The organism is Yersinia similis (genome assembly GCF_001053095.1).
Lineage (GTDB): Bacteria > Pseudomonadota > Gammaproteobacteria > Enterobacterales > Enterobacteriaceae > Yersinia > Yersinia similis.
On the sequence record NZ_CGBP01000012.1, the window covers coordinates 66,685 to 91,506 of the forward strand.

Here is a 24,822-nt window from a genome sequence, read left to right on the forward strand (position 1 = left end):
GTAATTTGTTGAGAACCCAACGTTAGCTGGATTGATCCGCAATCTATTCTGCTTGAGCTTTGCATTTATTACGCTTTGACTTGCACCATACCGTCACGCACCCGCACGTCATAATGGGTTACGGAGCGATCTTCATCTTCCAAACAAAAGCCATCGTGCAGACGGAAGTGCTGCTTTTTCAGCGGGCTGGCGACCCATAACTCACCTTGATGCTCCGCAATTAATCCCCGCGATAGCACACTGGCTTGTGCAAAGGGATCGATATTGCTAATAGCAAAGACCTGCTCGTCAGCATAAGGTCGGAAGACCGCGACCTGCTGCTGCTTAATCAGGCCACAAACACCGCTGCCGGGTAAGATGTCATTTAACGGGCATAGTGGGATCCACTGGCTCATGCGTTATCCTCCAGTTCCAAAACCCTGACCGGGATGCGTTCATCCGGACGAGCCGGGCGGTGTTGCTCTCGTTCGCGCACGACTTGTACATTCGGGTCACGTAGTGAGCTATTAATAAAGTGAGCAAAACGCACTTGTGCTGCTGGGTTCTCGACAGTGGCTTTCCACTCGCAGGCGACCTTGTCGCGCAGACGGGCGATCTCTGCCTCCAGTTGATCGTTAATGCCCAGTTTGTCCTCAAGGATCACCGATTGTAGGTAGCTAATCCCCCCTTCCAAACTTTCCAGCCAGACGGAGGTGCGCTGTAGCTTATCGGCGGTACGGATGTAGAACATCATAAAGCGGTCGAGATAGCGCATTAGGGTCTTTTCATCCAAATCGGCTGCCAATAAATCCGCGTGACGCGGTTTCATGCCGCCGTTGCCGCAGACATACAGATTCCAGCCATTTTCAGTGGCGATGATCCCCACGTCTTTGCCCTGAGCTTCTGCGCATTCACGGGTACAACCAGATATGCCAAATTTTATTTTGTGCGGTGCGCGGATACCTTTGTAGCGATGTTCCAAGGCCACACCAAAGCCAACGCTGTCCCCGACACCGAAGCGGCACCAGGTACTGCCAACACAGGTTTTTGCCATACGTAGCGCTTTGGCGTAGGCATGACCCGTTTCAAAGCCCGCTTCAATCAAACGTGCCCAAATAGCCGGGAGGTCATCTTTTTGTGCGCCAAACATCCCTATCCGTTGGGAACCGGTCAGTTTGGTATACAGGTTATATTCTTTGGCGATCTGACCAACGACGAGCAGGCCATCCGGTGTGATTTCACCACCCGGTGAACGAGGAATAATCGAATAGGTGCCATCTTTCTGAATATTACCGAGGAAGTTATCATTGGTATCTTGCAACGGCGTATGCTGTGGCTCCAGCACATACTCATTCCAGCACGATGCCAGCAGTGAACCGACCGTCGGTTTACAGACTTCACAACCGTAGCCCTTGCCGTATTTTTCCCGTAACTCGGTAAAAGTCTTAATCCCTTCAACGCGGATCAAGTGATACAGTTCTTGGCGTGAATAGGCGAAGTGTTCACATAAATGATTATTAACTTCAATGCCTTGCTTACTTAATTCGGCATTCAATACTTGGGTGACCAGCGGAATGCAGCCGCCGCAACCGGTCCCGGCTTTGGTCGCGGATTTTAGCGCTGCGACAGTCTGGCAGCCCTGTCCAATTGCCCGAATAATGTCGCCTTTGGTCACATCAAAGCAGGAGCAAATCTGGGCGTTATCTGGCAGGGAATCCACTCCGATCGCTGGCTTATTGCCCGCATGGGCGGGCAGGATCAGGCTGTCCGGGTTTTCCGGTAATGTGATGTTATTCAACGCCAGTTGCAGCAGATTACCGTAATCGGTGGTATCGCCAACCAGTACGGCACCCAATAGGGTTTTGTTATCGGCACTGACCACCAAACGCTTGTAAATTTCTTTGCTTTCATCCAGATAAACGTAGCTGCGTGCACCTTCAGTACGGCCATGGGCATCACCAATTCCGCCAACATCCACGCCCAGCAGCTTCAGTTTGGCGCTCATATCAGCACCGAGGAAAGCATTCTCACGGCCTAACAGATGGTCTGCGGCAACTTGCGCCATTTTATAACCCGGCGCGACCAGCCCGAAAGTTCGTTCCTGCCATGACGCACACTCGCCAATGGCGTAGACATCAGGATCGGATGTCTGGCAATAATCATTGATAGCAATACCACCACGGCGGGCAGTGGCTAAACCACATTGATTAGCCAGTTTATCCTGCGGACGGATACCGGTGGAGAAGACGATAAAATCAACTTCCAACTGAGTCCCATCAGCAAACAACATGGTTTTGCGGCTATTTTGGCCGGAATGTACAATTTCTTGGGTATTCTTACCGGTATGAACTCTGACGCCCATGCGTTCAATTTTCTGACGCAATTGGTCACCGCCCATCGGATCAAGCTGTTCAGCCATTAGGACGGGAGCAAATTCAATCACATGGGTTTCAACGCCGAGGCTCTTTAATGCCCCCGCGGCTTCCAGCCCTAACAGGCCACCGCCAATGACGGCACCACGTTTGCTGCGACGGGTACATGCCTCAATGGCATTCAGGTCTTCAATGGTGCGGTAAACAAAGCAATCTTGCCCTTCGCTACCTTTAATAGGAGGGATCCACGGATAAGAACCCGTTGCCATCACCAGCTTGTCGTAATACAGGCTTCGGCCACTGTTGGAGTGAATCACTTTTTCAGCACGGTTGATCGTGATGGCACGTTCACCCACCAGCACCTTCACGCCCTGTTTTTCATAAAAGCCTTCGCGAACCAGTGACAGTTCTTCTGCGGTATGATGAGAGAAGTAAGAGGAAAGATGCACGCGATCGTAAGCAATGCGGGGTTCTTCGCAAAATACGGTTATATCAAATTGGTCCTTATCCGCTTTATCCAATAAGTCTTCGATAAAGCGGTGGCCGACCATGCCGTTGCCAATGATGGCAATTTTTATTTTGCTCATTTTTATCTCAATTTTTAATTTTCTACCCTCACCTTAGCCTTCCGCCAGACGCGTTTCTTGATGTAAATCAATTTGCTTCTCATATACCTCTAAGGTGGTAGCTAGATGATTTTTAAGCTTTTTTGATAAGTTGTGGATTTTGTTCATCTTTAGCTGAAAGGTGTCAGCTATTGGGATTTTTATAGATAAAAGAAAATTATTATGAGTAAGGGGACAGTTTGGATATCGAAAATTATTGTACGTTTAGGCTGTGTTTGTACTTTCGGCTTTGGTTAGAAATACGAGGCGAAATTGTCCTGTTGTTACATCCATCACAATTGCTAATCAAAATTTTATCTTTTCACACTTCAAAAAGCACTCCGGATGAGGGCTTCAGGTAGCAGAAAAAAACCTTTAGAGATAGAACCTTAATATGGCAATAAGCCAAACCATAATACAGATCACTTACATTATTAATACAATTGTGTTCATATTCACCAACTCGTAATACGAATATGAAACATTACCCTCCGATGGTTTATTTTTAGCCCACATCAAATGGAGGTGTTTATGGAAAAGTTTGACGATGTCAGCGTTTTAAATGAAATAGTTTTCAGCGCATCAACGGAGAATGAACTACAGGAACGGTTTAAAGATATTTACCGCAGAATTAATGATGAGAATGAATATGATGAGTCCGGACATATTGCATTTCTGCCTCTCTCAAGACTAAATTCACGTCAAGAACGGCAGGAATGCCGGGACATCATTTCAGATGTCATTGAAAGCGGATTTTTTACCAGCGGCCTTACATAGGGAAGATAGAAGGTGTATTAAGCAATTTTTATGATGCACATACATGCATTGCCACCAGTAGCGGGACTGATGCGTTAAAAATCGCACTTAAATCTGTCGGTGTTGGTCCCGGTGATGAAGTGACCATGCCGCTCGCCCGTGACTGTTCTTACAGTAAAAACCTGCTTTGTATCTGGGAAAAAAGTCATTATCCGTTGTGTACGGTCAACCCTTTTGAGGTGCTTCCCCTTAAGGAACAATTGCTCATGTTAGAAGCCGCTGCCAATACGATCATGTTGCTGAGTGAAGGGGAGCTCCAGCCGGAAGGTAAGTTTGCAGAGTTATTTCAGGCAGAGCCTCAGAAAGATTTTACAAATGGTTTGACCACGGAGGAAAACTTCTGGCGGGAAGTCCATTTGGCAACGAATCAGTCCCTCATGCAGGCACAACAGGATCCTGAGGCTGCACGTTCACTATACCGCATCCTGACGTATGGGGAAGTGACGACCATGGCTCAGGAAAAGGTACGTGCGTTGTTTGTGCGGGAGAATATCCCTCTGGAATTTATCTTCCCCACCGTAACGGAGAATACGTATCGCAAGTCAGCACCCCCTCATCAACTATGATGAATTGCGTTATGTCAAACGGCGATTTATTCAAAAAAACACATCCGTTCACGAAGTTAAAATATCGTTAACAGTATTTTCCGTATTCGCCAGTCTGCCATCAGGGGGAATGCGACGACATTCTTCACGGGTCTGTGGCTGTGAGAAACATCCTCATGAATAAACCTCCTGTCTTTTGAGTGAAAGTATGGAGATTATCGGTTTTTTGAAGTGTGTGGGCTACTGAGTACTGCTCGTTGATACCAACGCAATAAATAATTTCTATTTGAAATTACTCGGTATTTCCTTATCGAAACAGTTAAAAGCAATTAAATTGTCAACCTGTCCGAGTCTCCAAAAAAGCAAGAACGGCGACTGTATTATTTTTAATCATCTCTTGTCTGACATGTGAGTTACCGCAAAATAATATTAAATATAATTAATTAGTTAACTCTTTTTTCGCCGTTCACCGTCAGCGTTAACAGTGTATCAATAAGAGAGAGTATTAATTTCTACTTTGTGACTACTTTCAAAAATAATAGATTTCCCTTGATGTTTTTTTGATCTGTTTGTAACGCATTTGTAATATTTTGTTAACATTCATTCCGAGTCTTCTGATCTGAAATGGCTCAACTTTGTATAAGAATGACTAACCTATATCGAGGAATACTTTATGCAAGAAACTGTAAATACGCTGAACCTTAATGTTTCTGACGACGTATCCGCAGAACTGGTTGATTTTTTTGAGCAGCAGGCTTCAGTGGGTGTTGGCGGTGGATCATCTAGCCACAACTCCAATAATGATCTGATTACCTATGACGATTAATTCTCGCTGATACGGGACAGACTGCTCGGTGAAGCATTACGGAGCAGTCTTTTTACAGGGGATGGTATGTTCAGATTAAGTTCCAGCATCAGAGTTCGTACTGCGGAAGAATCTCTGGTTCTTGCTCAGCAGGTCGCAAGAAATATGGGGGTGACACGTGTTACGGACATTACGTGGCTCGATAAAATCGGCATGCCGGTTTTTGCAGGGATTCGGCCATATGCCGCTCAGGGTTCCCTTAATGTCCATAATGGCAAGGGGCTCAGACCCTGCGAAGCCAAAATCGGGGCGTTTATGGAGTCCATCGAATTTTCTCTGGCCGAGGGGAAAAAACACCAACAAAATATCAGAAAGTATCAGCTAAAAGATGTTCAGGCATCTTTACCTCCCGGTCTTCCTTTTTCCTCTTTCGGTGCAAAGCTTGGGATGACATTTTTGCCAGAGGAAGAAATAAATTGTGTTGAGGCTACCGATATTATCAGCGGGGTGAAATCATTAATTCCGGCTGAACTGGTTTTTCACCCTGTTAATCTTGAGGGACAACGTTCATTTTATGGTGGTACCACGACGAACGGCCTGTGCTCAGGAAACTCACGACTGGAAGCTGTAGTTCATGGTGTATGCGAAGTCCTTGAACGTGATATAAAATCTTTCGACAGTATATATCACTCTTCAGCGTTAGTGGATATGACCACTGAGCCTGAGGTCATATCCCAATTACGAAAACAAATTGAAGATGCAGGGTTGATGCTGGCGCTGAGAAAAACGGTGAATGCATTTCAGCTCCCATTTTATTCTGCTTTTGTGCTTGAACCCGATGCGGACAGCGCGATTTCAGTAGCTGATGGATACGGATTACACCCGGTTGCGGAAATTGCTGCCACCAGAGCGGTCACCGAAGCCGCGCAGAGTCGTCTGACCCATATTCATGGCGGTCGGGATGACATTGTCAAAAGGATCCATTTTTATCAGGATCATCCTGAACTTGATGAACATAGCATAGTGCACAACCTGCGGGATAAAATTCTCAGTAATGACCGTATGATGCCCTTTTTTGCAGCCAGTGAGCACGTTTCTCCACCGGACTCGATGGATGCGCTGTGGCAGGTCATTAAAACCAGGATGGCCACGCAGGGACTGAGTCACTGCTTCGTCTACGAACTCAGCCCACCGGATTTCCCGTTCAGTGTCGTCCGCGTGGTGCTCCCGTATGCCGAGTTTATTGAAAGTGACATGAAACGTGTGGGACCTCGTTTTCTTGAAGCCTTCCGCCATCGGAAGAGCCAGCCCCAGGGGTGAATATGCATAGCGAAAAAATCTATCTCTACATTGGCCCCACTGCCTATAACCTGCCGCTGGACCAACACCTCCCCCAGTATACAGAGGTATTTCCTCCCGTACGACGGGGAGATATTCAGCACCTTATCGGCCTAGCATCACCGGCAACTATCGTCATTGTAGACGGGACGTATCACACATTTCCGGCGGTGTCGCACGTAGAAATAAAAAATGCACTAACCGCGGGCTGGCAGGTCTGGGGTTTGAGCTCAATGGGGGCAATTCGCGCTGCGGAAATGCATGAGCTGGGTATGAAAGGTTATGGCATGGTTTACCAACGCTTTATTGACGATGAGGACCTGCCTGATGATTACGTCGCCCTGGTACATAGTACGGAATCCCCATGGTTTCCGGTGAGTGAACCTCTCATTCATTTTGAATGTCTGTTGAATGAAGCGCTCAGGCAGTCTGTTATCACCAGGAAAGTGCACAACATTCTTATGCACAATTTGCAGAATATGTGGTTTGGCGACCGCACTATCACATACTTAAGAAAGAAAAGTCACGAACTCATGAATGGTGGGAATCAGTCGTTCTGCGCCATGCTCAGTCGCATGGAGGACTTTCGACTGAAAACCCGGGATGTTGTTGATTTTTTTCATGAACAACCCTTTTCTAATATTCGGAGTCAGCATGGAAACCAGATTAATTAAGCTCATCGATAAAACCCAAGGGGTTCCGATGATTTCATGTTCGTTTGATGCACAAACACTGATCACTTTAACCGCACATTATCGCCACGTATTGTTGAAAACATTTTCGAAAGCTTCGGAATATCTTATCCCTGAGGCAATAGACGAACCATTTCGCCGCCGTAATGCGCAGCTGGGTATTGAGTACCCAGTGTATGACGTCCTTTCCCCGGAGGAGGAAGAGGCGGTGACAATCGCCGTCAAGTCGATTGTCAACATCGTCCCAGAGTGGGCTGTATATTTCTCACTTCCCGTGCAATATAAAAAACTCACGAATAATAAAAGTATGGTGAGTCTGACAAATCATCATATTCCGCAGGTTATATTTCTGGGCGACAAGGCCTTTAAAAGTGAGCACTGGCTTGTGGAAGTGATTATCCATGAAACTGCCCATATCTGGCTGGGGATGTTGTGTGAGATGGATAGCTTTCATGATGAAACGATTAGTCAGCATTACACCTTGCCCTCCGGCACTAAAAATAAGGATGCGCGTGGGGTCATTTTTGCGTCTCACTTTGCTGCCTGCACGCTGGTCTATTATCAAAAAAAGAACACCATCGTGAAATTATCGACGGAGGAGGAAGAGCGTTTTGCATGGCTGAAGATGTATTACTCCGGATGCATGGAACAACTCATGGTTATGCGCGAGTTAAAGCCGACAGGAAAAGATATCGTCCAAGTGATGGGAGAAAAGATACGTTATGGTTAAATTAACACTGCCAAGACAGCTGATGAACTACACCAACCTGACAGGTGACTTTATCAGTGAGGCAACCACCATTGAGCAGGCACTGGACGATCTGGTGCAATCTCATCCTATGCTGAAGGCACAGATTTATAATCAGGACCGGACGCTGCGTAATTTTGTGAATATCTTTGTGAATGAAGAAATGGCCGACGATTTACGCATGCCGGTACTTCCCCATTCACGGATCCAGATTATTGTTGCTGTGGCCGGAGGCTAAGATGAGTCACTTGTCCGTTAGTGAGCAGGAGTATTATCTGCGGCACTTTTCGTTGCCGGGTTTTGATGAAAAAATGCAGTTAAAGCTGAAAGCCGCCCGCGTTCTGGTGATAGGCAGCGGTGGCCTTGGCGCACCCTGTCTGCTTTATCTTGCCGGGGCGGGTATCGGACACATAGGCATTGCTGATCATGACGTGATCAGTGCAAGCAATCTTCCACGACAGGTTCTGTTCAGTCACCAGAACATTGGTGAAAGTAAAGCCATTCTCGCCGCTAAGCGCCTGTCTGCCCTCAACCCCTTTATCGACATTGAGGTCAACCATGAACGGGTCAACGCCGTCAATGCCAAGGGGCTCCTCAGACAGTACGATATCGTTGTAGACTGTACCGATAATTTTGAGACCAAATATCTGATTAATGATATCTGTGATGAACTGCAGAAACCGCTGGTGTATGCATCCATTTTTCAGTTTGAGGGACAACTGGCTGTTTTTCACTACAGGGGAACAACCGGCACTTCCCTGAGTTACCGGGATTTGTTTCCGGCACCACCACAGGCTGAATTTCGTGAAAACTGCAGCGATGCCGGCGTCCTAGGTGTATTGCCAGGGATCCTCGGCACAATGCAGGCCGGGGAGGTTCTCAAGATTGTAACAGGTATGGGGGATGTGCTCTGCGATCGGGTCATGACCTATGATGCCCTCAGCAATCGCTCCTCCCTGCTGCGTCTGAAACCGCGCATTTCCATACAGGTCAGTGAATTAGCCGCGCAGACAGAGGCTCTGGAAAATATCAGTTTCTCGCACCTTATTCGTATGAAATCCAGTGTTCCGTCACTAATCTTGCTGGATGTCAGAGAACAGGCTGAACGTGAATCGGTTTCCATCGGTGGCGTACATATCCCTTTAAGGGAGCTACCCGAACGCCTTGAAGAATTGCCGCAGGCGCTTCCGATCGTGTGTTACTGCAAATCCGGCAGCCGCAGTCAGCGGGCGATCCTTTTTCTTCAGGAACAAGGTTTCAGTCGCGTATTTAGCCTCAAAGGTGGCGTAATGGGACTGACTCCGCACGAAAGGAACCAACTGCAGGAGTTTGATACTCGCCATGAAAATTGATGTGTTCATGCGGCTCGGCCCCAAATTTTTCCTGCTACAAACCGGCACTACTATAAGTCTGTTTTCTGGCCATGTGTTCCGCCTAGCCCTAGCTTGGTGGTGTTTAAAGGAAACGAATTCGGCGGTCGCATTCTCATCCCTGATCGCGTTTTCGGTTGCCGCAGAGGTTTATCTGAAGCCTTTTCTGGCCTCTTTTGGCGATCATTTTCACCGGATAAAATTCATTGTTTGTTGCCAGTTCGCTGTTCTGGCAATGATTATTCTGTTTTGCCTCGCCAATACAGCGGGTCACTTTCACATCATTGCCGTGACCACAGGTCTAATTGTCATGAGTGCCGTGGTCTCGGTCAGAGAACCCACTATCATGGGATTGATACCCGATCTGGTCGGAGAGGGGGAAATCTCCCGGGCGATTTCCAGTCGTTCAGCCATCAATTCAGTGATTATGTTGTCCGGACCGGTACTGGCCGCCTCACTCATCTCATTGTTTTCTATAGGTGTAGCGCTGTATGTCGCCGCCGTGCTGCAGGGACTGTCGTGCCTAGCCTTCATTGTGCTCGCGAAAAAACCCGTGCCTGCATCCTCGGCGCTCAATGGTGAAAGCTGGTTCAGCAAAACGAAAGGGGGGTTTACTGCCATTTACCGTGTGAAATCAGAGTTTCATATCGCCTTAATTTCCTCGGTCATCAATTTTACCATGTTCCCCTTCTTTTCGGTGACGGTACCATTCTGGATAAGTACTGAACTGCAACTGCCGGCGTCTTATCTTGGTGCATTTGAGTTTTCATTTGCCCTCGGACTGTTGGCGGGCAGCCTGTATCTGAACACGGCTATTAGGGAACTGATTGGACGCTTCTGGAATGTAGTCTCTGGATTTGTACTGCTAGGCGGGAGTGTCATCGGAATTGTGATGGCACCTAACATCTATGTTTCCATTGTCCTGGCCTTCTTTAGTGGTCTGGCGTTCATCTTTATCAATGTCAACCTCAGCACTCTACGATCGACTGCCACACCTGGGCATTACCGGACACGAATGAGTGCAATGGCGGCGTTTCTTTCAAGTCTGGCTAACCCTTTCGGTGTTGTCATTGCCGGCTGGTACATTCACTGGCTTGGCGTCACTCCCTTCGCCGTATTTTCTGGGATCGCCGTGATCCTGGTGGCGCCAGTTCTCCTCTGGTCATGGCATCTGAAAAAGGCCCTGTCCCTCGAAGAGACAGAAATGAAAGGCTACTACGAAAAAACCTACCCGGAGGCGTTCAGTGAAAGAGGATAATATGGATAACACACAAATGACGCTCACTCTGGCCTCCCTGCTTGGCCCGGACCAGTACAAGGCATTTCTGGGATGTTTTTCGCGAAATACCGTCTACCGCGGCAGAATGCCCAAGGAGGTGGCTGGCACAATTCTAACTCTGGACGGGTTACAGGACATTATCAACACCCGGCGTCTGTCGTTTCCCCGTTGCCGTCTTGTCCGTGTCGGAAAACCCTTAAACCCGGTGGAATATAATGCGCGGTCGCATTCAGCGCTGGGTGAACCTGTCATGAAATTGATCCCAGACCGCGTCATGAAGGAATTGAGGGACGGGGCTACCTTGGTACTGGATTTTGTCGAAGACTTATCCAGCAAAGTGCGGCACATTGCTGAGGCCATAGCCACTGAATTTCAGGAAAAAACCGGCGCAACAGTCTTTTTCAGCACCGGTGGCACGAAAGGATTTACTACGCACTGGGATGACAGTGACACCCTAATCTTTCAGCTCAGCGGCAGAAAAAAATGGGATCTCTGGACACCTGACTTTTTGTTCCCTGTCACAGAGAATAAAAGTCGTATGTCACCTCCTGAAGGTCCGCCCGCAGAGAGTCTGATCCTAAAAAGTAATGACTTTTTGTATTTGCCGCGTGGCCACTGGCATGCACCAGAGCCGAGTGACTCCCATTCACTACACATCTCTTTTGCGTTCAGGCGGCGTAACGGGATCGATTTCATCAAATCTTTGCTTCCTCTGCTGTCAGAGCACCCGGCGTTGCGGATGGACATTGATAAGCAGGCTTCTGCCGAACAGCAGGACATTTATATTCTTCAACTGCAGCAAACTATCGCAAGCCTGGTGTCTGCTGAAAATCTTGGACATTTTCTGAAAACGGCCGGAGAACGCCAGTTTGTCAGTGAGACAATCGCCTTCGGTAAATTCAGTTAACCAATCGGTGAGCTGTGCAATATCGGTTTTATTGGGGAGTCTGAACCCAAATAGCAACGAATATTTTGCCTGTGATGCGGGGCTTGCCACTCCTGAAGAGAGTTCGTCAGTAAGCTAACTCCAAACGTCCCTGAACCGCCCCGGTTTTCTTGGAGAGTTTTTGAACCCGTTGTTCACGCTGCCAGATATTTGTCAGTATGTGAAGCATAGTTGGCTTTTTCTGCTTCCATCGGCGGGATATGGCCTAAGCGTTCTAACAGTCTGCGATTGTTAAACCAGTCCACCCATTCCAGCGTCGCCAGCTTGACATCCTGACGCGTTTTCCAGCTTTTTCGGTGGTTCACTTCTGCCTTGTACAGGCCGTTGACGCTTTCAGCCAGCGCGTTATCGTAAGAGTCTCCTGTGCTGCCCGTCGACGCCAACAACTCAGCATCTTTCAGCCGTTGTGTGTACGCCAGCGACACATATTGGGAACCTTTATCACTGTGATGGATGGTTCCGCTCGGGCGTCGGGCCCACAGCGCCTGCTCCAACGCATCCAGCACGAAGGTCGTTTCCATCGTTGATGAGGTTCGCCACCCTACGATAACTCCGGCAAACACATCGATAATGAACGCCACATACGTGAAGCCCTGCCAGGTGCTGACGTAGGTAAAATCTGCTACCCACAGTTGGTTCGGGCGTTCTGCCACGTATTACCCCCTTTATCTTCAGCGTCTTCATCAGTCTCACCACTGTACATCTGGCCACGTGGAACCCTTCGCGTTTTAACTGTTGCCAGACTTTACGGTACCCGTAAACACGGTAGTTTTCTTCAAAAACACGCCGTATTTCCGGCATAAGCTGACCATCACTTTTGTCACTCTTACTGCGATGCTCAGGATGTTACCGACGTTGTTGATGCCAGTAATACGTTGATGGGGCAATGTCCAGTTCATGACATATCGGCTCGATCCCATGCTCATTGCCCAGATTTTCCAGAAACGGCATTATTTCTTCCAGTGGCGGTCGAGCTCCGCCTGGGCAAAATACGCTGAAGCCTGACGCAGGATATCGTTGCTGCGGCGCAGTTCACGGTTCTCGCGCTCTAACTCCTTCAAACGCTGGTGTTCATTGGTTGTTAGAGCCGTTGTTGGTGAGAGGGTATTTTGTTCATGCTGACGCATCCATGCACGCAAAGTATCCGCATGACAACCGATTTTAGGGGCAACCGCTCTGACAGCGTCAAGCTCTGTCGAGTACTCGCTGCGGTGATCTAAAACCAATCTCACTGCTTGTTCGCGTAATTCAGGTGAGTAACGATTTGATGACATTTGAGTCTCCTTTTAACGACTAGTTTAGTCTCCAGGATTCCCGGGGCGGTTCAGCCCTGATGCTGAAAAAGCTTGCCAGCTATCCCAAACAAAACGGGCTGGCCAAAGCACTGAGAGAAATTGGCCGCATTGAGCGAACCCTGTTTATGCTCGACTGGTTCCGCGATCCTGCACTGCGTCGGCGGGTACAGGCGGGGCTGAATAAAGGTGAAGCCCGTAACGCGCTGGCGCGAGCGGTATTTATGCACCGGCTGGGAGAGATCAGGGACCGAAAACCGGAAAATCAGAGCTATCGTGCCAGTGGACTGACGCTCCTGACAGCCGCCATATCCTTGTGGAATACCGTCTATATGGAAAGAGCTGTCGATGCCCTGAAGCGTAAAGGGCTGAAAATCAACGAGCAATTGCTGTCGCATTTGTCCCCGCTAGGCTGGGAACACATCAATCTGACAGGCGATTATGTATGGAAAAGCAACCGGATACCGGCTTCCGGTAAGTTTCGTCGGCTGAGGCCAGCTAAAGTAGAAAGGTTAAAAAATAACCTTAACGTACAATAATTTTCGATATCCAAACTGGCCCCAGTAAAGAAAAAATTATTATGAGTAAAAGAAAATTGGGCAGGTGACGGTGGCTCAGGTAAGCTAAAGAAAACCGCTTTTCGTGATGACGAGAGGAGGAAAGAGAGATTGGAGGCATTGATGGCAGGGCAATCTGTACCGAATTATTCACTAACGACTGTAAATAATGTGCGTCGTATCGGGTTAGCGGGGCTGTGGCAGATAACGATAGCGGAAGGCAAAATCAGCATGATTCAGCCTCAGCCGGAACAGCCCCTGACAGGGCAAGGCGTGCTGGATGCGCAGGGCGGTTTGGCGCTCCCGCCATTTATTGAGCCGCATATTCATCTGGATACGACTCAAACCGCTGGGCAACCGAGTTGGAATCAGTCGGGAACCCTGTTTGAGGGAATTGAACGTTGGGCGGAGCGCAAAGCGCTACTAACGCGCGAGGATGTTAAGCAGCGGGCCTGGCAAACATTGAAATGGCAGATAGCCAACGGTATTCAGTATGTCCGTACGCATGTTGATGTTTCCGATCCACATTTGACGGCATTGAGCGCCATGTTGGAGGTGAAAGAAGAGGTCAGCCCTTGGGTTGATATGCAGATTGTGGCTTTCCCACAAGAGGGCATCCTCTCTTATCCTGATGGTGCGGCGTTATTGGAAGAGGCACTGCGCTTGGGTGCGGATGCGGTGGGGGCGATCCCCCATTTTGAATTCACCCGCGAATATGGTGTGGAATCCTTGCATATTGCGTTTGCATTAGCACAAAAATATCAGCGGCTGGTGGATGTTCATTGCGATGAAACGGATGATGAGCAATCGCGGTTTATCGAAACCGTGGCGGCGCTGGCTCTTCGCGAAAACATGGGGGCACGGGTAACCGCCAGCCATACCACGGCGATGCACTCTTATAATGGTGCCTATACATCACGGCTGTTCCGCTTACTGAAATTATCTGGCATTAATTTTGTCGCTAACCCGCTGGTGAATATTCATCTGCAAGGCCGTTTTGATACTTATCCAAAGCGGCGTGGTATCACGCGGGTCAAAGAGATGTTGGCTGCCGATATTAATGTGTGTTTCGGTCATGACGATGTGTTCGACCCGTGGTATCCGCTAGGTACCGCCAATATGTTGCAGGTGCTGCATATGGGATTACATATTTGTCAGTTGATGGGATACGAACAAATTAATGATGGCCTGAATCTGATAACCACCCACAGTGCCAGGACGCTGAATTTAGCGGATTATGGTTTGCAAGCTGGTAACAGCGCCAACCTGATTATTCTACCCGCAGAAAATGGTTTTGATGCTCTACGGCGGCAGGTTCCCGTCAATTACTCTATTCGTCATGGTGTGGTGATCGCGAAGACGCAACCCGCAAAGAGCCGGATATATCTGGGGCAGGAAGAGATCGTGGATTTTCGTCGTTAACGGTAGGATTTTCGATGTTTACGGCATTAGTGAATCATAAATACCCTGCCACCTTGGCGGCGGCAGGGCGGTAACGCAGATAAATCAGTGGGTCACATGGCCGTGGCTACGGTGTTTGGTGAAGAAACCCAATGCCAGACACAGGATAAATACCGCCAAATACAAACCGTTTGCCGTTGCCAGTGCGGCATGTACACCGCTGCTGGCGACGATAGGGCCAGTCACCACAAAGGTCAGCATGGTCCCTACGGTGCCGCAGGTCAGAATGAAGTTCACCAGTTTGGGTGAAGACACTTTGGTTTGCAGTGAACCGAGTGTAATCAGCGTGGTATAAATAGCACTGGAAACAAAACCTAACGCCAAAATGTAGTAACTCAAGTATTCAGGGTTATCGGTGCTGACAAACAGATACATCGCCAGTGTTGCCATGGCAGCCAGCACGGTCACGATGCGTTGCAGGTCAAAGAAACGCAGGATAAAACTGAATACCCACATCCCTACCATGTATGAAATCCAGAAGTTACTGACCAATTGGCCCGCCTGGCTAATATTCATATTGAAGGTTTTGGTCGCATATTCTGGCACCCACTGGATGAAGCCGAGTTGTCCGAGGATATAACACAGTGCGGCAATCGCCAGAAACAACACACCGACTCCCCATTTCTCTTTCGCCACTGGCTTACTTTGGTCTGTGGCTTTATGGCCAAGAACCGGGAATTCAGAGCACAGTGTCAGCACGAAAATCCCTACATACAATAGGCCGATGCAGGCGTAGACCCAATACCATTCAATGTGGCGCGCCAGCAGCATGGCTGCCGCGATTGGGAAAATCATCCCCGCCATACTGAAAAAGGAATCGGTAAACAGCAACCGTGAACCTCGCTGGCGGCCTTCGTACATATGGGTTACCAAGAAGGTGCCTATCGACATGGTAATCCCGCTGACCACCCCGAAAATAAACATGCTGATTGAAAAGATCATTAAATTATGGCCGACCATCAATCCGGCAATGGCGATCAACATCAAAATGAAACCAAAGACCAACTGGCGCTTTAACGGAATAATTTCCATCAACCAGGCATTGAGGAAAATAGAAATCAAAATACCCGCGTTAAGAAAAGTAAATGTGTTACTCATACTGGCAATAGGCAGATTGAAATACTCTGCGATATTCCCCATCACAATCCCGGTGACAATAACTAACGCACCAGTAAGGGCGTAAGACAAGTAACTGATCCAAGTGAGCCGAATACGATTGCTGTTGTTCATAGGTGTGGCCTGTATGTCAGTATTTACCCTTCCTCTTTGGCGCTACAGCATTCTTGTCACCACAGGATGGTTAGCGGTACTTGTTTGCTGCTTTGTTGCAACGCCAATACCTTCGGGTATCTAGTTTAAAAATGATTATTGCTAAAACGGATATAGGACTAAAAAGGTGTTAAACCCAGTTTTAGCGCTAAGGCAGTGGATCCTAGCACAGGCATAATGTTTTTTTGTGAGATACATTAAATTTTTAGTGCAATTAATGAAATGACATTATTAGTAAAGGTGATTTGTAATAGGTTATTGCGCGAGCTAAACGATAAAGATTCTTAATTGCCTTAAATTTGAGGTTACGTTGATGTTGACTCCGCTATGATAAACGCGATTTTCAGATCCAATATTATTGAGCGCCTAAAATGGTGAGTAAGGCGGAATAGCCGTTCAGGTAAATCATAATAATTAAATAAATTTTTGCGCTTTATCATTGAGATATACCCAAAGTAATTCGAGTTTCAGGAAGGCGGCAACTGAGGGATAAATTGGTCGGGAACCCATTTGAATGCTACTTACAGTGGTCTCGCCTCTGCGAGGCCCATGGGTGCGCCGAGTAATGAAGACAGCCAACACACATGCAACTTGAAGTATGACGGGTAGAGTGCGTTATTTCCGGGTGGCAGGGCAGTGAACCTTATTATAAGAACGATGGTTAAGCATGTAATGCTATTAGGTCGTAAGTGTTGTTAAATCAAAAGTTAAATCAAACTTTTTATCAAAATCGGCGAGTCTCTGCCTGGGTGGGGATCGCGGCGATACTGATGTTATTTATTGCACCGGTGGTTTCAGTATCACTGGCGCTTTCGTATGGCCCAAATACGGCTTTCATCACGATGGTCGATTGCGACATGGATATGGCGGTGGTGCATCGAAATAGTACGCCAGAAGCCACTTCTCAAGCCGATCACACCACTGAAACACTCAAGAAAGTACCTAATCACGGCACCGTGATGATGGGCCATATTGCGTGTGGTTATTGCCTCTTATTGACCCATCTGCCACTCCTGAATACTGCCGCTAAAGCAGATATTCGCTCCGTATCACTGCTGGCGGCCACTACCCCGCTGTTATTTACTTTTCCGCAAATCATTAAAGACACCTATTCCGAAATACAACCGCGCGCCCCCCCTACATTTTATTCCTGATAAAAAGCTAAAAAATATAAAACCACTTTTCTGGTATGGGTAAATATCCCGCCGGAATAATGTGTATTGCCTAAGGGGAAATAATGATGTCTGGGAAAATTAAAGTCTGTAAAAAGAAATTATTAGCGTGTGCGGTTACTTCTGCTATTTCTGCCTTTGCTTCAAATGCTATTGCCGATACTACGAGTATGACCGTTGTGAATCGCTCAGCCATTAATATATCAAGCACGCATAACAGTAATAAAAAACTCAATGACGCTGATGTCATCACGGTAACGGCCCCTCTGTATTCGCCGCTGATGATTGTCACATCGCCTAAAGCACCCCGCCAGCCCGTACCAGCCAGTGACGGCGCTGATTATCTGAGGACCATTCCCGGTTTTTCACTCGTCCGTAATGGTGGTACCAACGGTGATGTGGTGTTCCGTGGCATGTTCGGTTCGCGGCTAAAAATTCTGACCGATGGTGCTGAGATCTTAGGTACCTGCCCATCGCGAATGGATGCGCCAACCTCTTATATTTCACCAGAGAGTTTTGATCTGCTCACGGTCGTCAAAGGGCCGCAATCGGTGTTGTGGGGGCCTGGAGCTTCTGCCGGGACCATTTTATTTGAACGGGAGCGCCCACATTTTGACAAGGCTGGCATCAAAGGTAATGCCAGCGTGTTAGCGGGTTCTAATGGGCGCTGGGATAAAAATCTTGATGCCAGTTTGGGTAACGAGCAGGGCTATCTACGGATGATGGGGAATCAGTCTCGGGCTGCTGATTATAAAGACGGTAACAATGCCCGCGTACCCTCTCAATGGGATAAGTGGAATGCCGATATGGCGTTAGGCTGGACGCCAGATACCGATACATTACTTGAACTGTCGGTAGGAAAAGGGAATGGTGAAGCCCGCTATGGCGGTCGCGGTATGGATGGTTCTCAGTTCCTGCGTGAGAGCCTGGCAGCCCGCTTTGAGAAAAGTAATATTGGCGAGGTGCTGGATAAAATCGAAGCCAAAATTAACTACACCTATGTAGACCATATTATGGATAACAATACCTTACGTACCTCACCGATGATGGCGATGTCTAGCAATCTGGACCGGCGGATGCTCGGCGGTCGGGTAATGGGGACTTGGCTGTGGCAGGACCTAAAGCTGGAAGCGGGTTCGGATATGCAAACCAATACACACCGCAAGAATAAACAGGGGAACTGGGATAAAAATGCCCACTTCATGAATAACGGTGTGTTCGGTGAGTTAACTTGGGCGGCAAGTGAACAAAATAAGCTGATCAGCGGGGCGCGTATTGACCGTCACCAGGTAACGAATTATATCCGCACAAATGAACCGACGCGCTCCGCTACCCTCCCTGCTGCCTTTATGCGTGTTGAGCATAATCTGGCTAATGCACCGGTGATGTTGTATGCCGGCTTGGGGCATACCGAGCGTTTTCCTGATTATTGGGAGCTATTTTCACCAAAGCTCGGGCCAACAGGATCTACTAGCGCCTTTGAGGGTGTAAAAAGCGAAAAAACCACGCAGATTGATATTGGCGGTCAATACAGCGGTGAACAATTTACGGGTTGGCTCTCCGCTTATATTGGCCGGGTTAATGATTTTATCCTGTTTAAATATGATCCGAAAAATCTACGTATCAGCCAGGCCGATAATATTAACGCGACCATTATGGGCGGCGAGATGGGGATGGAATATGCCCTCAACCCGTATTGGAAGGCCGATGCCAGTCTGGCTTATGCCTGGGGGGAAAATACCAGTGATAACCGGCCATTGCCGCAAATTCCACCACTTGAGGCGCGGTTAGGGCTGACATTTGAAGCAGGCGACTGGAGCAGCTCTGCCTTATGGCGTTTGGTCAATAGTCAGCATCGGGTGGCGATCAACGAAGGGAATGTCGTCGGTAAAGATTTTTCCAGCAGTGCGGGGTTTGGCGTACTGTCGGCTAACCTAGCCTATAAGGTGAATAAGCAAGTGAAGTTAAGTAGCGGCATCGATAATTTGCTGAATAAGGCTTACAGCGAACATCTTAATCTGGCGGGTAATAGCGGTTTTGGTTATTCAGTTAATACCCCGCTGAATGAGCCTGGCCGCACTTTCTGGACCAAGTTAAACCTAACATTCTAAGAGGGAATGAATAAGCTAGTAGAACGTGGCAGGCCATGGCTTGCCACGTTAATAACGATTAACACGCTGTTTTCGGCGGCATAACAGAATCACGCATGATAATCGCGGGTGGAAAATTGACAGTAGGGATCAGCGGGTCAATCAGTAACTGCGTGGCATATTGCGCCATTTCTACAATTGGGAAGTGTACGCTGGTTAAGGCGGGGCAGACAAAAGGAGCGCGCTCACCACTGTCATAGCAAATCAGCGAAATATCTTGTGGCACCTGCAAACGGTGTTTATTTATCGCCAGTAATGCCCCAATTGCCATCTCTTCATTGCAGCAATAGATAGCGGTTGGTAGCCGGGGTTGCTTGAGGATTTCGTCCGCTCGCATGTAGCCACTTTCCAGATCGTAAACGCCCTCCAAACAAGCAACGGGTTCTAAGCCCGCCAACTGCATGGCATCAAGAAACCCTCGAATGCGTAAGACACTGGATTGGCGTTGTGAAGAGCCACTGATACAGGCGATGTCGCGATGGCCCGCATCAATCAACACCTGTGTTGCCATTTGGCTGGCACGATGATGATCAAAGGTAACACAGCGAGCCTCAAGATCAGGAACCAACCTATCCAATAACACAAAAGGCCTGTTTGCTGCGGCTAACTGACGTAGCCTTTCGTCACTGAGAAAACGTACATGTAGGATTAATCCATCGCAGCGTAAGTTATACAGACGCTGAATGGCTAACCATTCTTTATCTGCATTATCTCGTCCCTGAGTGACCAACAATTGTTTGCCTTGGGACTCTGTTTCTGTTTGCACAAAATCCATTAAGGCACCAAAAAAGCCCCCTCGGTATGAGGTGGTCACTAGCCCCAACGTATTACTTTGGCTGGATGCCAGTGCCCGTGCGGCAGGATGCGGGGTATAACCCAGAACCGCGACTGCCTGCTCAACCTTTTCACGTGTAAGGGCTTTTACATTGGTATCACCGTTGACCACGCGGGAAACCGTAGCACGGGATACCCCGGCTAATACCGCGACGTCTTCCAGTGTAACCATCTTTTGCTCCTGTTAAGGTGAAACGGCGACCCTATATATGGCCGCCATAATCGTCAGTTTGTACCTTTCGTCCTTGACGCTGCTGCGGTGTTAGCGGTATTCGCTACACTGCTGTAAACCGATCTTGTGGCAAAACCAATGATGTTAGCTATGTCATCACAAACCGGAGAACTGAGGTAAGTAAGGTTTATTCACCTGTAGTACCTCCTCCAGTAACGGTTGAGCAATGCTGGCGTTAGCAATCAGTGGATTTGTCACTAAGGCTAACAAGGCACTGCGACGATCGCCATGCACCGCCGCTTCAATCGTCAATCGTTCATAGGCTTTTACCTGTTGGGTTAGCCCATGCATAGAAACCGGTAAAGGGCCGAAGGTTAATGGATGAGCCCCTTTCGCATCAATAATACAGTTAGTTTCTACCACAGAATCATCAGATAAACCGCGAATCGCTCCACGGTTTGTTGTATTTACTACTAGTTGCGTTCCTAAGTTGTTATGGATGGCACGAATAAGTTCCAATGCAACTTCAGAATAAAATGATCCGCCCCGGAAGCTGAGCTGCTCTGGTTTGGTATCCAAATGCGGATCGGCGTACAACGTGAACAGCTCTTTTTCCACCTGCATCACCTGCTCCGCACGGGTACCGCGCTCAGCTGCTGCGGCCATCTCTTCTGCCAGCATGTCCTGCGTTTGGTAGAAATAGCGATGATATGGGCAGGGGATGGCCCCCATTGCTTGCAGGAACTCTGGTGGCCACGGGGCTTCCTTAATATTGTTCATGCTCAATGATGCCCCATCACACAGCATTTTCAGCACATCAGCGGTGACATCTTTCCCGCGTTGTAATACTTCATGTACCCATACCATATGATTCAGCCCGGCAAAGCGTAGCTGAATGTCTTCGTAGGGGGCTTGCAAGAGTTTGGCAATCATATGATGCATACTGATCGGGACATTACACAGACCAATGATTTTCGCTTTGCTATAGCGGGCAACGGCTTCGGTGACAATACCGGCTGGGTTAGTAAAGTTAATTATCCAGGCATTGGGTGCCAATCGCTCAACTTTAGCAGCAATATCAAGCATCACCGGAATGGTACGCAGTGCTTTGGCAAAGCCACCAATTCCAGTTGTCTCCTGACCGAGCAGATTATATTTTAACCCTAAGCGTTCGTCTGCAGCCCTGGCAGGGAGTTGACCGACACGAAATTGTGTCAGGACAAAACGGGCACCGCGAATGGCCTCATCCAGCGAATAGTGGACACTGACTTTAACTTGTTCTAACCCGTGACGGGCAAGCATTCTTTGGGTCAGCGCGGCAATAATTTCTACCTTTTGGCGACCCTGCTCCACATCAACCAGTGCCAGTTCAGTGACGGGTAATTGTTCAATACGTTGAATCAGCCCATCAACCAGCTCTGGGGTATAGCTACTCCCACCGCCAATAATGGTAATTTTAAAAGTGTTCATTGTAGGGTCTCCAAACGGCTCTGCCGACGATAAAATTCAGTCATGTCTGTGGATAACATGTCTGTGGCTAAATCCGGGATCACCATGACGTTCATCAGGTGAACCTGTCTTTCTTTGTACGGTCTCCGCTTACGGATAGCTTCCTGTTGCATTGCGGGCCTTTACTTGCGGAAAAAACAAAATGAGAGCGCTCTCATTTGAAGCAGGTTAACGGGTAACCAAAAACAAAATGAGATATTTCTCGCAAAAATGGCTGTCGGGAGAAGGGAAAATAAGAGAATCGTGATCCAGATTCCAGAATCTTGCGGTTGTCTGGGGTGTGGTGACTGTTTGAATTTTATTCATTGATTGTCACTGTGCGCTTTATCTGCCGATGTGGCGGGTTTTCAGTGAGAATGTGCATTCTGTTACGTAAATATCCGTAAATGGGTGGCATTGCGTGGGGTAGCTCTCTAGAATCAAAGCGCTTTTCCGTTGTCCGCATCCCATAGAAAGGAACCGTTAATGTTTAAACGTACTTTAGTGACCTTCATTGCCCTATGTTCCCTAAGCGCCGTAGCACCTGCTGCTTTAGCTGCCGGTGAGCCTCATGTGTTGTTAACAACGTCGGCCGGGAATATTGAGCTGGAACTTAATAGCCAGAAGGCACCCATTTCAACCCAGAATTTCGTTGATTATGTTAACAACGGTTACTATAACAACACGATTTTCCACCGTGTTATCCCTGGCTTTATGATTCAGGGCGGCGGTTTTACCGCAGATTTCAAAGAAAAAACGCCTAAAACACCTATCAAAAATGAAGCAGATAATGGCTTGCGTAACCTGCGTGGTACCATTTCGATGGCCCGTACCGCAGATAAAGACAGCGCCACCAGTCAATTTTTCTTGAACGTGGCAGATAATGCTTTTCTTGACCACGGTCAACGTGACTTTGGTTATGCGGTATTCGGTAAAGTCGTTAAAGGCATGGATGTCGTCGAAAAAATTTCTCAGGTTCAGACAGAAAACGTCGGTCCCTATCAGAATGTACCCGTTAAACCCATCACTATCTTGTCTGCAAAAGTTTTACCTTAATTGAAGTTATAGACACAGTGTCCGCAGCGGAGAGAATCGGCAGATCGTAAAGATGCCGTCTTTCCTGCATAAAAATAACATCTATGTAGGCACGAGCCGCGCCCTCCTTGGCGCGGACGCCTTACTCTCCCTGCCTATCCTCGCCGTTTCAGAGCGAGTCTTCAGAGTTTGTTAGCCGTCTTACCTTAATTACCCCATCATCCCCTGAATCACTGACGTGAGTCAGTGTAGCTAACTCCACAGCTAACACGCCAACCGCTTCAAGTATGAAGGGTATATAATCAAGCTATCTGTTTCTACCTCAGCCTCTGCCGCGATGGAGTAAAAAGATCATGAGTAACGCATTACTTATTGGGAAAGCGCTGGTTACCGAGAAAATCCAGCTCGCTTCACGGGATTTGGTGATTTTATCGGCATTGGCAAACCGTCATGGCTTAATTACCGGTGCGACTGGCACGGGTAAAACCGTCACCTTGCAAAAGATGGCTGAGCAGTTCTCTCGCATTGGTGTGCCCGTATTTCTGGCGGATGTGAAAGGGGACTTATCCGGTATCGGGGCTGAAGGGGTGAATTCGGAAAAACTACAGGCCCGCCTGGCCGCGATCAATGTCACGGAGTGGCAGCCACAGGCATGTCCGATTGTGCCTTGGGATATCTTTGCTGAAAAAGGCCACCCAATCCGGGCGACAATCTCGGATCTCGGGCCGCTCTTACTTGGCCGCTTACTCGATTTAAATGATGTGCAAAGTGGTGTTTTGCAACTGGTATTTAAAATCGCCGATGACAACGGCCTGCTGTTGCTGGATATGAAAGACCTGCGTGCTATCGTCCAGTATGTCGGGGACAATGCGAAACAGTTCCGTACGCAATACGGCAATATTACCTCCGCCTCTATCGGCGCGATCCAGCGTGGTTTACTCACCTTGGAAGAGCAGGGTGCCAATCAATTTTTTGGCGAGCCGATGCTGGATATTCACGATCTCATGCAAACAGATAGCCACGGGCAGGGCGTTATCAATTTACTGGCTGCTGACCGTCTGATTAATCAGCCAAAGTTATATGCCATTTTCCTGCTTTGGCTATTGGCCGAGCTTTTTGAACAGCTACCGGAAGTGGGTGATGTGGAGAAGCCAAAACTGGTCTTTTTCTTTGACGAGGCCCATTTGTTATTTACGGATGCCCCGGCGGCGTTAGTGGATAAGGTTGAACAAGTGGTGCGGCTGATCCGCTCGAAAGGGGTTGGTATCTACTTTGTGACACAAAATCCTCTGGATATCCCGGATAAGATCCTTGGTCAACTGGGTAACCGGGTACAACATGCTCTGCGCGCTTTTACCCCACGGGATCAAAAGGCGGTTAAAGCGGCAGCCCAGACGATGCGGCCTAATCCGGCATTCAGTGCTGAGCAGGTGATTACCGAGTTGGGCGTCGGCGAGGCGCTGATTTCTTTCCTTGATGAGAAAGGGCGGCCTAATGTGGTTGAACGGGCGATGGTTATCGCACCGCAATCAAAAATGGGCGCGTTGGATGCAACAGCACGTAATCACGCAATAAATCATTCCCCACTGTATGGTCGCTACGAAGAGATGGTTGACCGCGAGTCTGCTTATGAGAAGTTATCGGCGGGGGGCTTTTCTACCATGGGGAGTACCGCTGAAGGGGAGCCTTCTGTTCCTCAGCAACCGACGAATCAGCAGGGTAGTGGTGGTGGCTTAATGGGCGGGCTGAATGATTTACTGTTTGGTTCCACGGGGCCGCGAGGCGGTAAGCGGGACGGTATTGTGCAGACTGCGGCCAAGAGCATGGCACGGGATTTAGGCCGGCAAATTTTGCGCGGTGTTTTGGGGTCAATTACGGGGGGGCGCAAACGCTAGCC

The 24,822-nt window shown here is 48.3% G+C and carries 20 protein-coding genes, 3 pseudogenes and 1 other annotated feature; of the genes and pseudogenes, 16 read left to right on the forward strand and 7 right to left on the reverse strand.

Translation table 11 applies throughout. The features are described 5' to 3' along the window. Nucleotides 1-68: 68 nt before the first annotated feature. Together nirD and nirB are read right to left on the reverse strand one after the other, a co-directional pair. A complete protein-coding gene (gene nirD, locus AC971_RS10820; RefSeq protein WP_025381778.1) occupies nt 69-395 on the reverse strand; it encodes a nitrite reductase small subunit NirD in 327 nt (108 codons plus the stop codon). Next, a complete protein-coding gene (gene nirB / locus AC971_RS10825) occupies nt 392-2,938 on the reverse strand; it encodes a nitrite reductase large subunit NirB (protein ID WP_025381777.1) in 2,547 nt (848 codons plus the stop codon). Before nirB ends, nirD begins: the two co-directional genes overlap by 4 nt. 549 nt (nt 2,939-3,487) lie before the next feature. On the opposite strand from nirB, the pseudogene AC971_RS25620 reads away from it, so the two are divergent. The 10 genes and pseudogenes from AC971_RS25620 to AC971_RS10870 form a co-directional block, all read left to right on the forward strand. After that, nucleotides 3,488-3,867, forward strand: a pseudogene (locus AC971_RS25620) (DegT/DnrJ/EryC1/StrS family aminotransferase); the annotation flags it as partial. After that, entirely contained in the window at nt 3,853-4,338 is a 486-nt protein-coding gene (locus tag AC971_RS23860; RefSeq protein ID WP_328286623.1) for a hypothetical protein, read from the forward strand. The pseudogene AC971_RS25620 and the gene AC971_RS23860, both read left to right, overlap by 15 nt. A 652-nt stretch (nt 4,339-4,990) precedes the next feature. Next, nucleotides 4,991-5,143, forward strand: coding sequence for a hypothetical protein (locus tag AC971_RS24265; protein ID WP_156170215.1), 153 nt, complete (start codon nt 4,991-4,993; stop codon nt 5,141-5,143). Between the two features lie 66 nt (nt 5,144-5,209). Continuing rightward, a complete protein-coding gene (locus AC971_RS10840; protein ID WP_025381774.1) occupies nt 5,210-6,442 on the forward strand; it encodes a YcaO-like family protein in 1,233 nt (410 codons plus the stop codon). Nucleotides 6,443-6,444: 2 nt separating this feature from the next. Beyond that, on the forward strand, nt 6,445-7,134 hold the full coding sequence (locus AC971_RS10845; protein WP_025381773.1) for a TfuA-like protein: 690 nt from the start codon (nt 6,445-6,447) through the stop codon (nt 7,132-7,134). Continuing rightward, on the forward strand, nt 7,115-7,882 hold the full coding sequence (locus AC971_RS10850) for an HEXXH motif-containing putative peptide modification protein (protein ID WP_025381772.1): 768 nt from the start codon (nt 7,115-7,117) through the stop codon (nt 7,880-7,882). Before AC971_RS10845 ends, AC971_RS10850 begins: the two co-directional genes overlap by 20 nt. Continuing rightward, nucleotides 7,875-8,138: a MoaD/ThiS family protein gene (locus AC971_RS10855; protein WP_025381771.1), complete on the forward strand. Its 264-nt coding sequence runs from the start codon at nt 7,875-7,877 to the stop codon at nt 8,136-8,138. The genes AC971_RS10850 and AC971_RS10855 overlap by 8 nt, the downstream gene beginning before the upstream one ends. A 1-nt stretch (nt 8,139) precedes the next feature. Further along, entirely contained in the window at nt 8,140-9,252 is a 1,113-nt protein-coding gene (locus AC971_RS10860; RefSeq protein ID WP_025381770.1) for a HesA/MoeB/ThiF family protein, read from the forward strand. Further along, nucleotides 9,242-10,528 carry an MFS transporter gene (locus AC971_RS10865; protein ID WP_025381769.1) on the forward strand — a complete coding sequence of 429 codons (1,287 nt, stop codon included), beginning with the start codon at nt 9,242-9,244 and terminating at the stop codon, nt 10,526-10,528. The genes AC971_RS10860 and AC971_RS10865 overlap by 11 nt, the downstream gene beginning before the upstream one ends. 295 nt (nt 10,529-10,823) lie before the next feature. After that, nucleotides 10,824-11,456 carry a JmjC domain-containing protein gene (locus AC971_RS10870; RefSeq protein ID WP_414826405.1) on the forward strand — a complete coding sequence of 211 codons (633 nt, stop codon included), beginning with the start codon at nt 10,824-10,826 and terminating at the stop codon, nt 11,454-11,456. Nucleotides 11,457-11,629: 173 nt separating this feature from the next. Here AC971_RS10870 and AC971_RS10875 read toward each other — a convergent pair. Beyond that, nucleotides 11,630-12,769: pseudogene (locus AC971_RS10875) on the reverse strand (IS3 family transposase). Beyond that, nucleotides 12,375-12,491 (reverse strand) — a sequence feature (AL1L pseudoknot). Its footprint overlaps the pseudogene before it by 117 nt. 26 nt (nt 12,770-12,795) lie before the next feature. Between AC971_RS10875 and AC971_RS10885 the strand changes: the two are divergent. Further along, a pseudogene (locus AC971_RS10885) lies at nt 12,796-13,326 on the forward strand (Tn3 family transposase); the annotation flags it as partial. 141 nt (nt 13,327-13,467) lie between these two features. Beyond that, nucleotides 13,468-14,766 (forward strand): cytosine deaminase, encoded by a 1,299-nt coding sequence (locus AC971_RS10890; RefSeq protein ID WP_038402053.1) that lies wholly within the window; start codon nt 13,468-13,470, stop codon nt 14,764-14,766. Between the two features lie 84 nt (nt 14,767-14,850). On the opposite strand, the gene tsgA is transcribed toward AC971_RS10890, so the two are convergent. Continuing rightward, nucleotides 14,851-16,035 (reverse strand): MFS transporter TsgA, encoded by a 1,185-nt coding sequence (gene tsgA / locus AC971_RS10895; RefSeq protein ID WP_025381764.1) that lies wholly within the window; start codon nt 16,033-16,035, stop codon nt 14,851-14,853. Between the two features lie 788 nt (nt 16,036-16,823). Between tsgA and AC971_RS10900 the strand changes: the two genes are divergently transcribed. Further along, nucleotides 16,824-17,228, forward strand: coding sequence for a DUF2946 domain-containing protein (locus AC971_RS10900; RefSeq protein WP_261374288.1), 405 nt, complete (start codon nt 16,824-16,826; stop codon nt 17,226-17,228). 83 nt (nt 17,229-17,311) lie between these two features. Next, a complete protein-coding gene (locus tag AC971_RS10905; protein ID WP_025381762.1) occupies nt 17,312-19,357 on the forward strand; it encodes a TonB-dependent copper receptor in 2,046 nt (681 codons plus the stop codon). Nucleotides 19,358-19,415: 58 nt separating this feature from the next. Here AC971_RS10905 and AC971_RS10910 read toward each other — a convergent pair whose 3' ends face one another. The 3 genes from AC971_RS10910 to AC971_RS24270 form a co-directional block, all read right to left on the reverse strand. Next, a complete protein-coding gene (locus AC971_RS10910) occupies nt 19,416-20,402 on the reverse strand; it encodes a LacI family DNA-binding transcriptional regulator (protein ID WP_025381761.1) in 987 nt (328 codons plus the stop codon). A 156-nt stretch (nt 20,403-20,558) separates the two neighbouring features. Continuing rightward, complete coding sequence (locus AC971_RS10915; RefSeq protein WP_025381760.1) at nt 20,559-21,872, reverse strand: 6-phospho-beta-glucosidase; 1,314 nt, start codon at nt 21,870-21,872, stop codon at nt 20,559-20,561. After that, nucleotides 21,869-22,024 carry a hypothetical protein gene (locus tag AC971_RS24270; protein ID WP_155408950.1) on the reverse strand — a complete coding sequence of 52 codons (156 nt, stop codon included), beginning with the start codon at nt 22,022-22,024 and terminating at the stop codon, nt 21,869-21,871. Before AC971_RS24270 ends, AC971_RS10915 begins: the two co-directional genes overlap by 4 nt. A 352-nt stretch (nt 22,025-22,376) precedes the next feature. On the opposite strand from AC971_RS24270, the gene ppiA reads away from it, so the two are divergent. Next, on the forward strand, nt 22,377-22,946 hold the full coding sequence (ppiA, locus tag AC971_RS10920) for a peptidylprolyl isomerase A (protein ID WP_002208878.1): 570 nt from the start codon (nt 22,377-22,379) through the stop codon (nt 22,944-22,946). 332 nt (nt 22,947-23,278) lie between these two features. Then, nucleotides 23,279-24,820, forward strand: a complete 1,542-nt coding sequence (locus tag AC971_RS10925; RefSeq protein WP_025381759.1) for a helicase HerA-like domain-containing protein — start codon at nt 23,279-23,281, stop codon at nt 24,818-24,820. Nucleotides 24,821-24,822: the final 2 nt, after the last annotated feature.

Excerpts from the sequence above, each read along its gene's own strand:
- AC971_RS24270 (WP_155408950.1), bottom strand. The coding sequence starts at position 22,024 with ATGCAACAGGAAGCTATCCGTAAGCGGAGACCGTACAAAGAAAGACAG.
- nirD (WP_025381778.1), bottom strand. The coding sequence starts at position 395 with ATGAGCCAGTGGATCCCACTATGCCCGTTAAATGACATCTTACCCGGC.
- ppiA (WP_002208878.1), top strand. The coding sequence starts at position 22,377 with ATGTTTAAACGTACTTTAGTGACCTTCATTGCCCTATGTTCCCTAAGC.
- AC971_RS10845 (WP_025381773.1), top strand. The coding sequence starts at position 6,445 with ATGCATAGCGAAAAAATCTATCTCTACATTGGCCCCACTGCCTATAAC.
- AC971_RS24265 (WP_156170215.1), top strand. The coding sequence starts at position 4,991 with ATGCAAGAAACTGTAAATACGCTGAACCTTAATGTTTCTGACGACGTA.
- AC971_RS10865 (WP_025381769.1), top strand. The coding sequence starts at position 9,242 with ATGAAAATTGATGTGTTCATGCGGCTCGGCCCCAAATTTTTCCTGCTA.
- AC971_RS10855 (WP_025381771.1), top strand. The coding sequence starts at position 7,875 with ATGGTTAAATTAACACTGCCAAGACAGCTGATGAACTACACCAACCTG.
- AC971_RS10905 (WP_025381762.1), top strand. The coding sequence starts at position 17,312 with ATGATGTCTGGGAAAATTAAAGTCTGTAAAAAGAAATTATTAGCGTGT.
- AC971_RS10860 (WP_025381770.1), top strand. The coding sequence starts at position 8,140 with ATGAGTCACTTGTCCGTTAGTGAGCAGGAGTATTATCTGCGGCACTTT.
- AC971_RS10925 (WP_025381759.1), top strand. The coding sequence starts at position 23,279 with ATGAGTAACGCATTACTTATTGGGAAAGCGCTGGTTACCGAGAAAATC.
- AC971_RS10840 (WP_025381774.1), top strand. The coding sequence starts at position 5,210 with ATGTTCAGATTAAGTTCCAGCATCAGAGTTCGTACTGCGGAAGAATCT.
- tsgA (WP_025381764.1), bottom strand. The coding sequence starts at position 16,035 with ATGAACAACAGCAATCGTATTCGGCTCACTTGGATCAGTTACTTGTCT.
- nirB (WP_025381777.1), bottom strand. The coding sequence starts at position 2,938 with ATGAGCAAAATAAAAATTGCCATCATTGGCAACGGCATGGTCGGCCAC.
- AC971_RS10890 (WP_038402053.1), top strand. The coding sequence starts at position 13,468 with ATGGCAGGGCAATCTGTACCGAATTATTCACTAACGACTGTAAATAAT.
- AC971_RS10850 (WP_025381772.1), top strand. The coding sequence starts at position 7,115 with ATGGAAACCAGATTAATTAAGCTCATCGATAAAACCCAAGGGGTTCCG.
- AC971_RS10870 (WP_414826405.1), top strand. The coding sequence starts at position 10,824 with ATGAAGGAATTGAGGGACGGGGCTACCTTGGTACTGGATTTTGTCGAA.
- AC971_RS10915 (WP_025381760.1), bottom strand. The coding sequence starts at position 21,872 with ATGAACACTTTTAAAATTACCATTATTGGCGGTGGGAGTAGCTATACC.
- AC971_RS10910 (WP_025381761.1), bottom strand. The coding sequence starts at position 20,402 with ATGGTTACACTGGAAGACGTCGCGGTATTAGCCGGGGTATCCCGTGCT.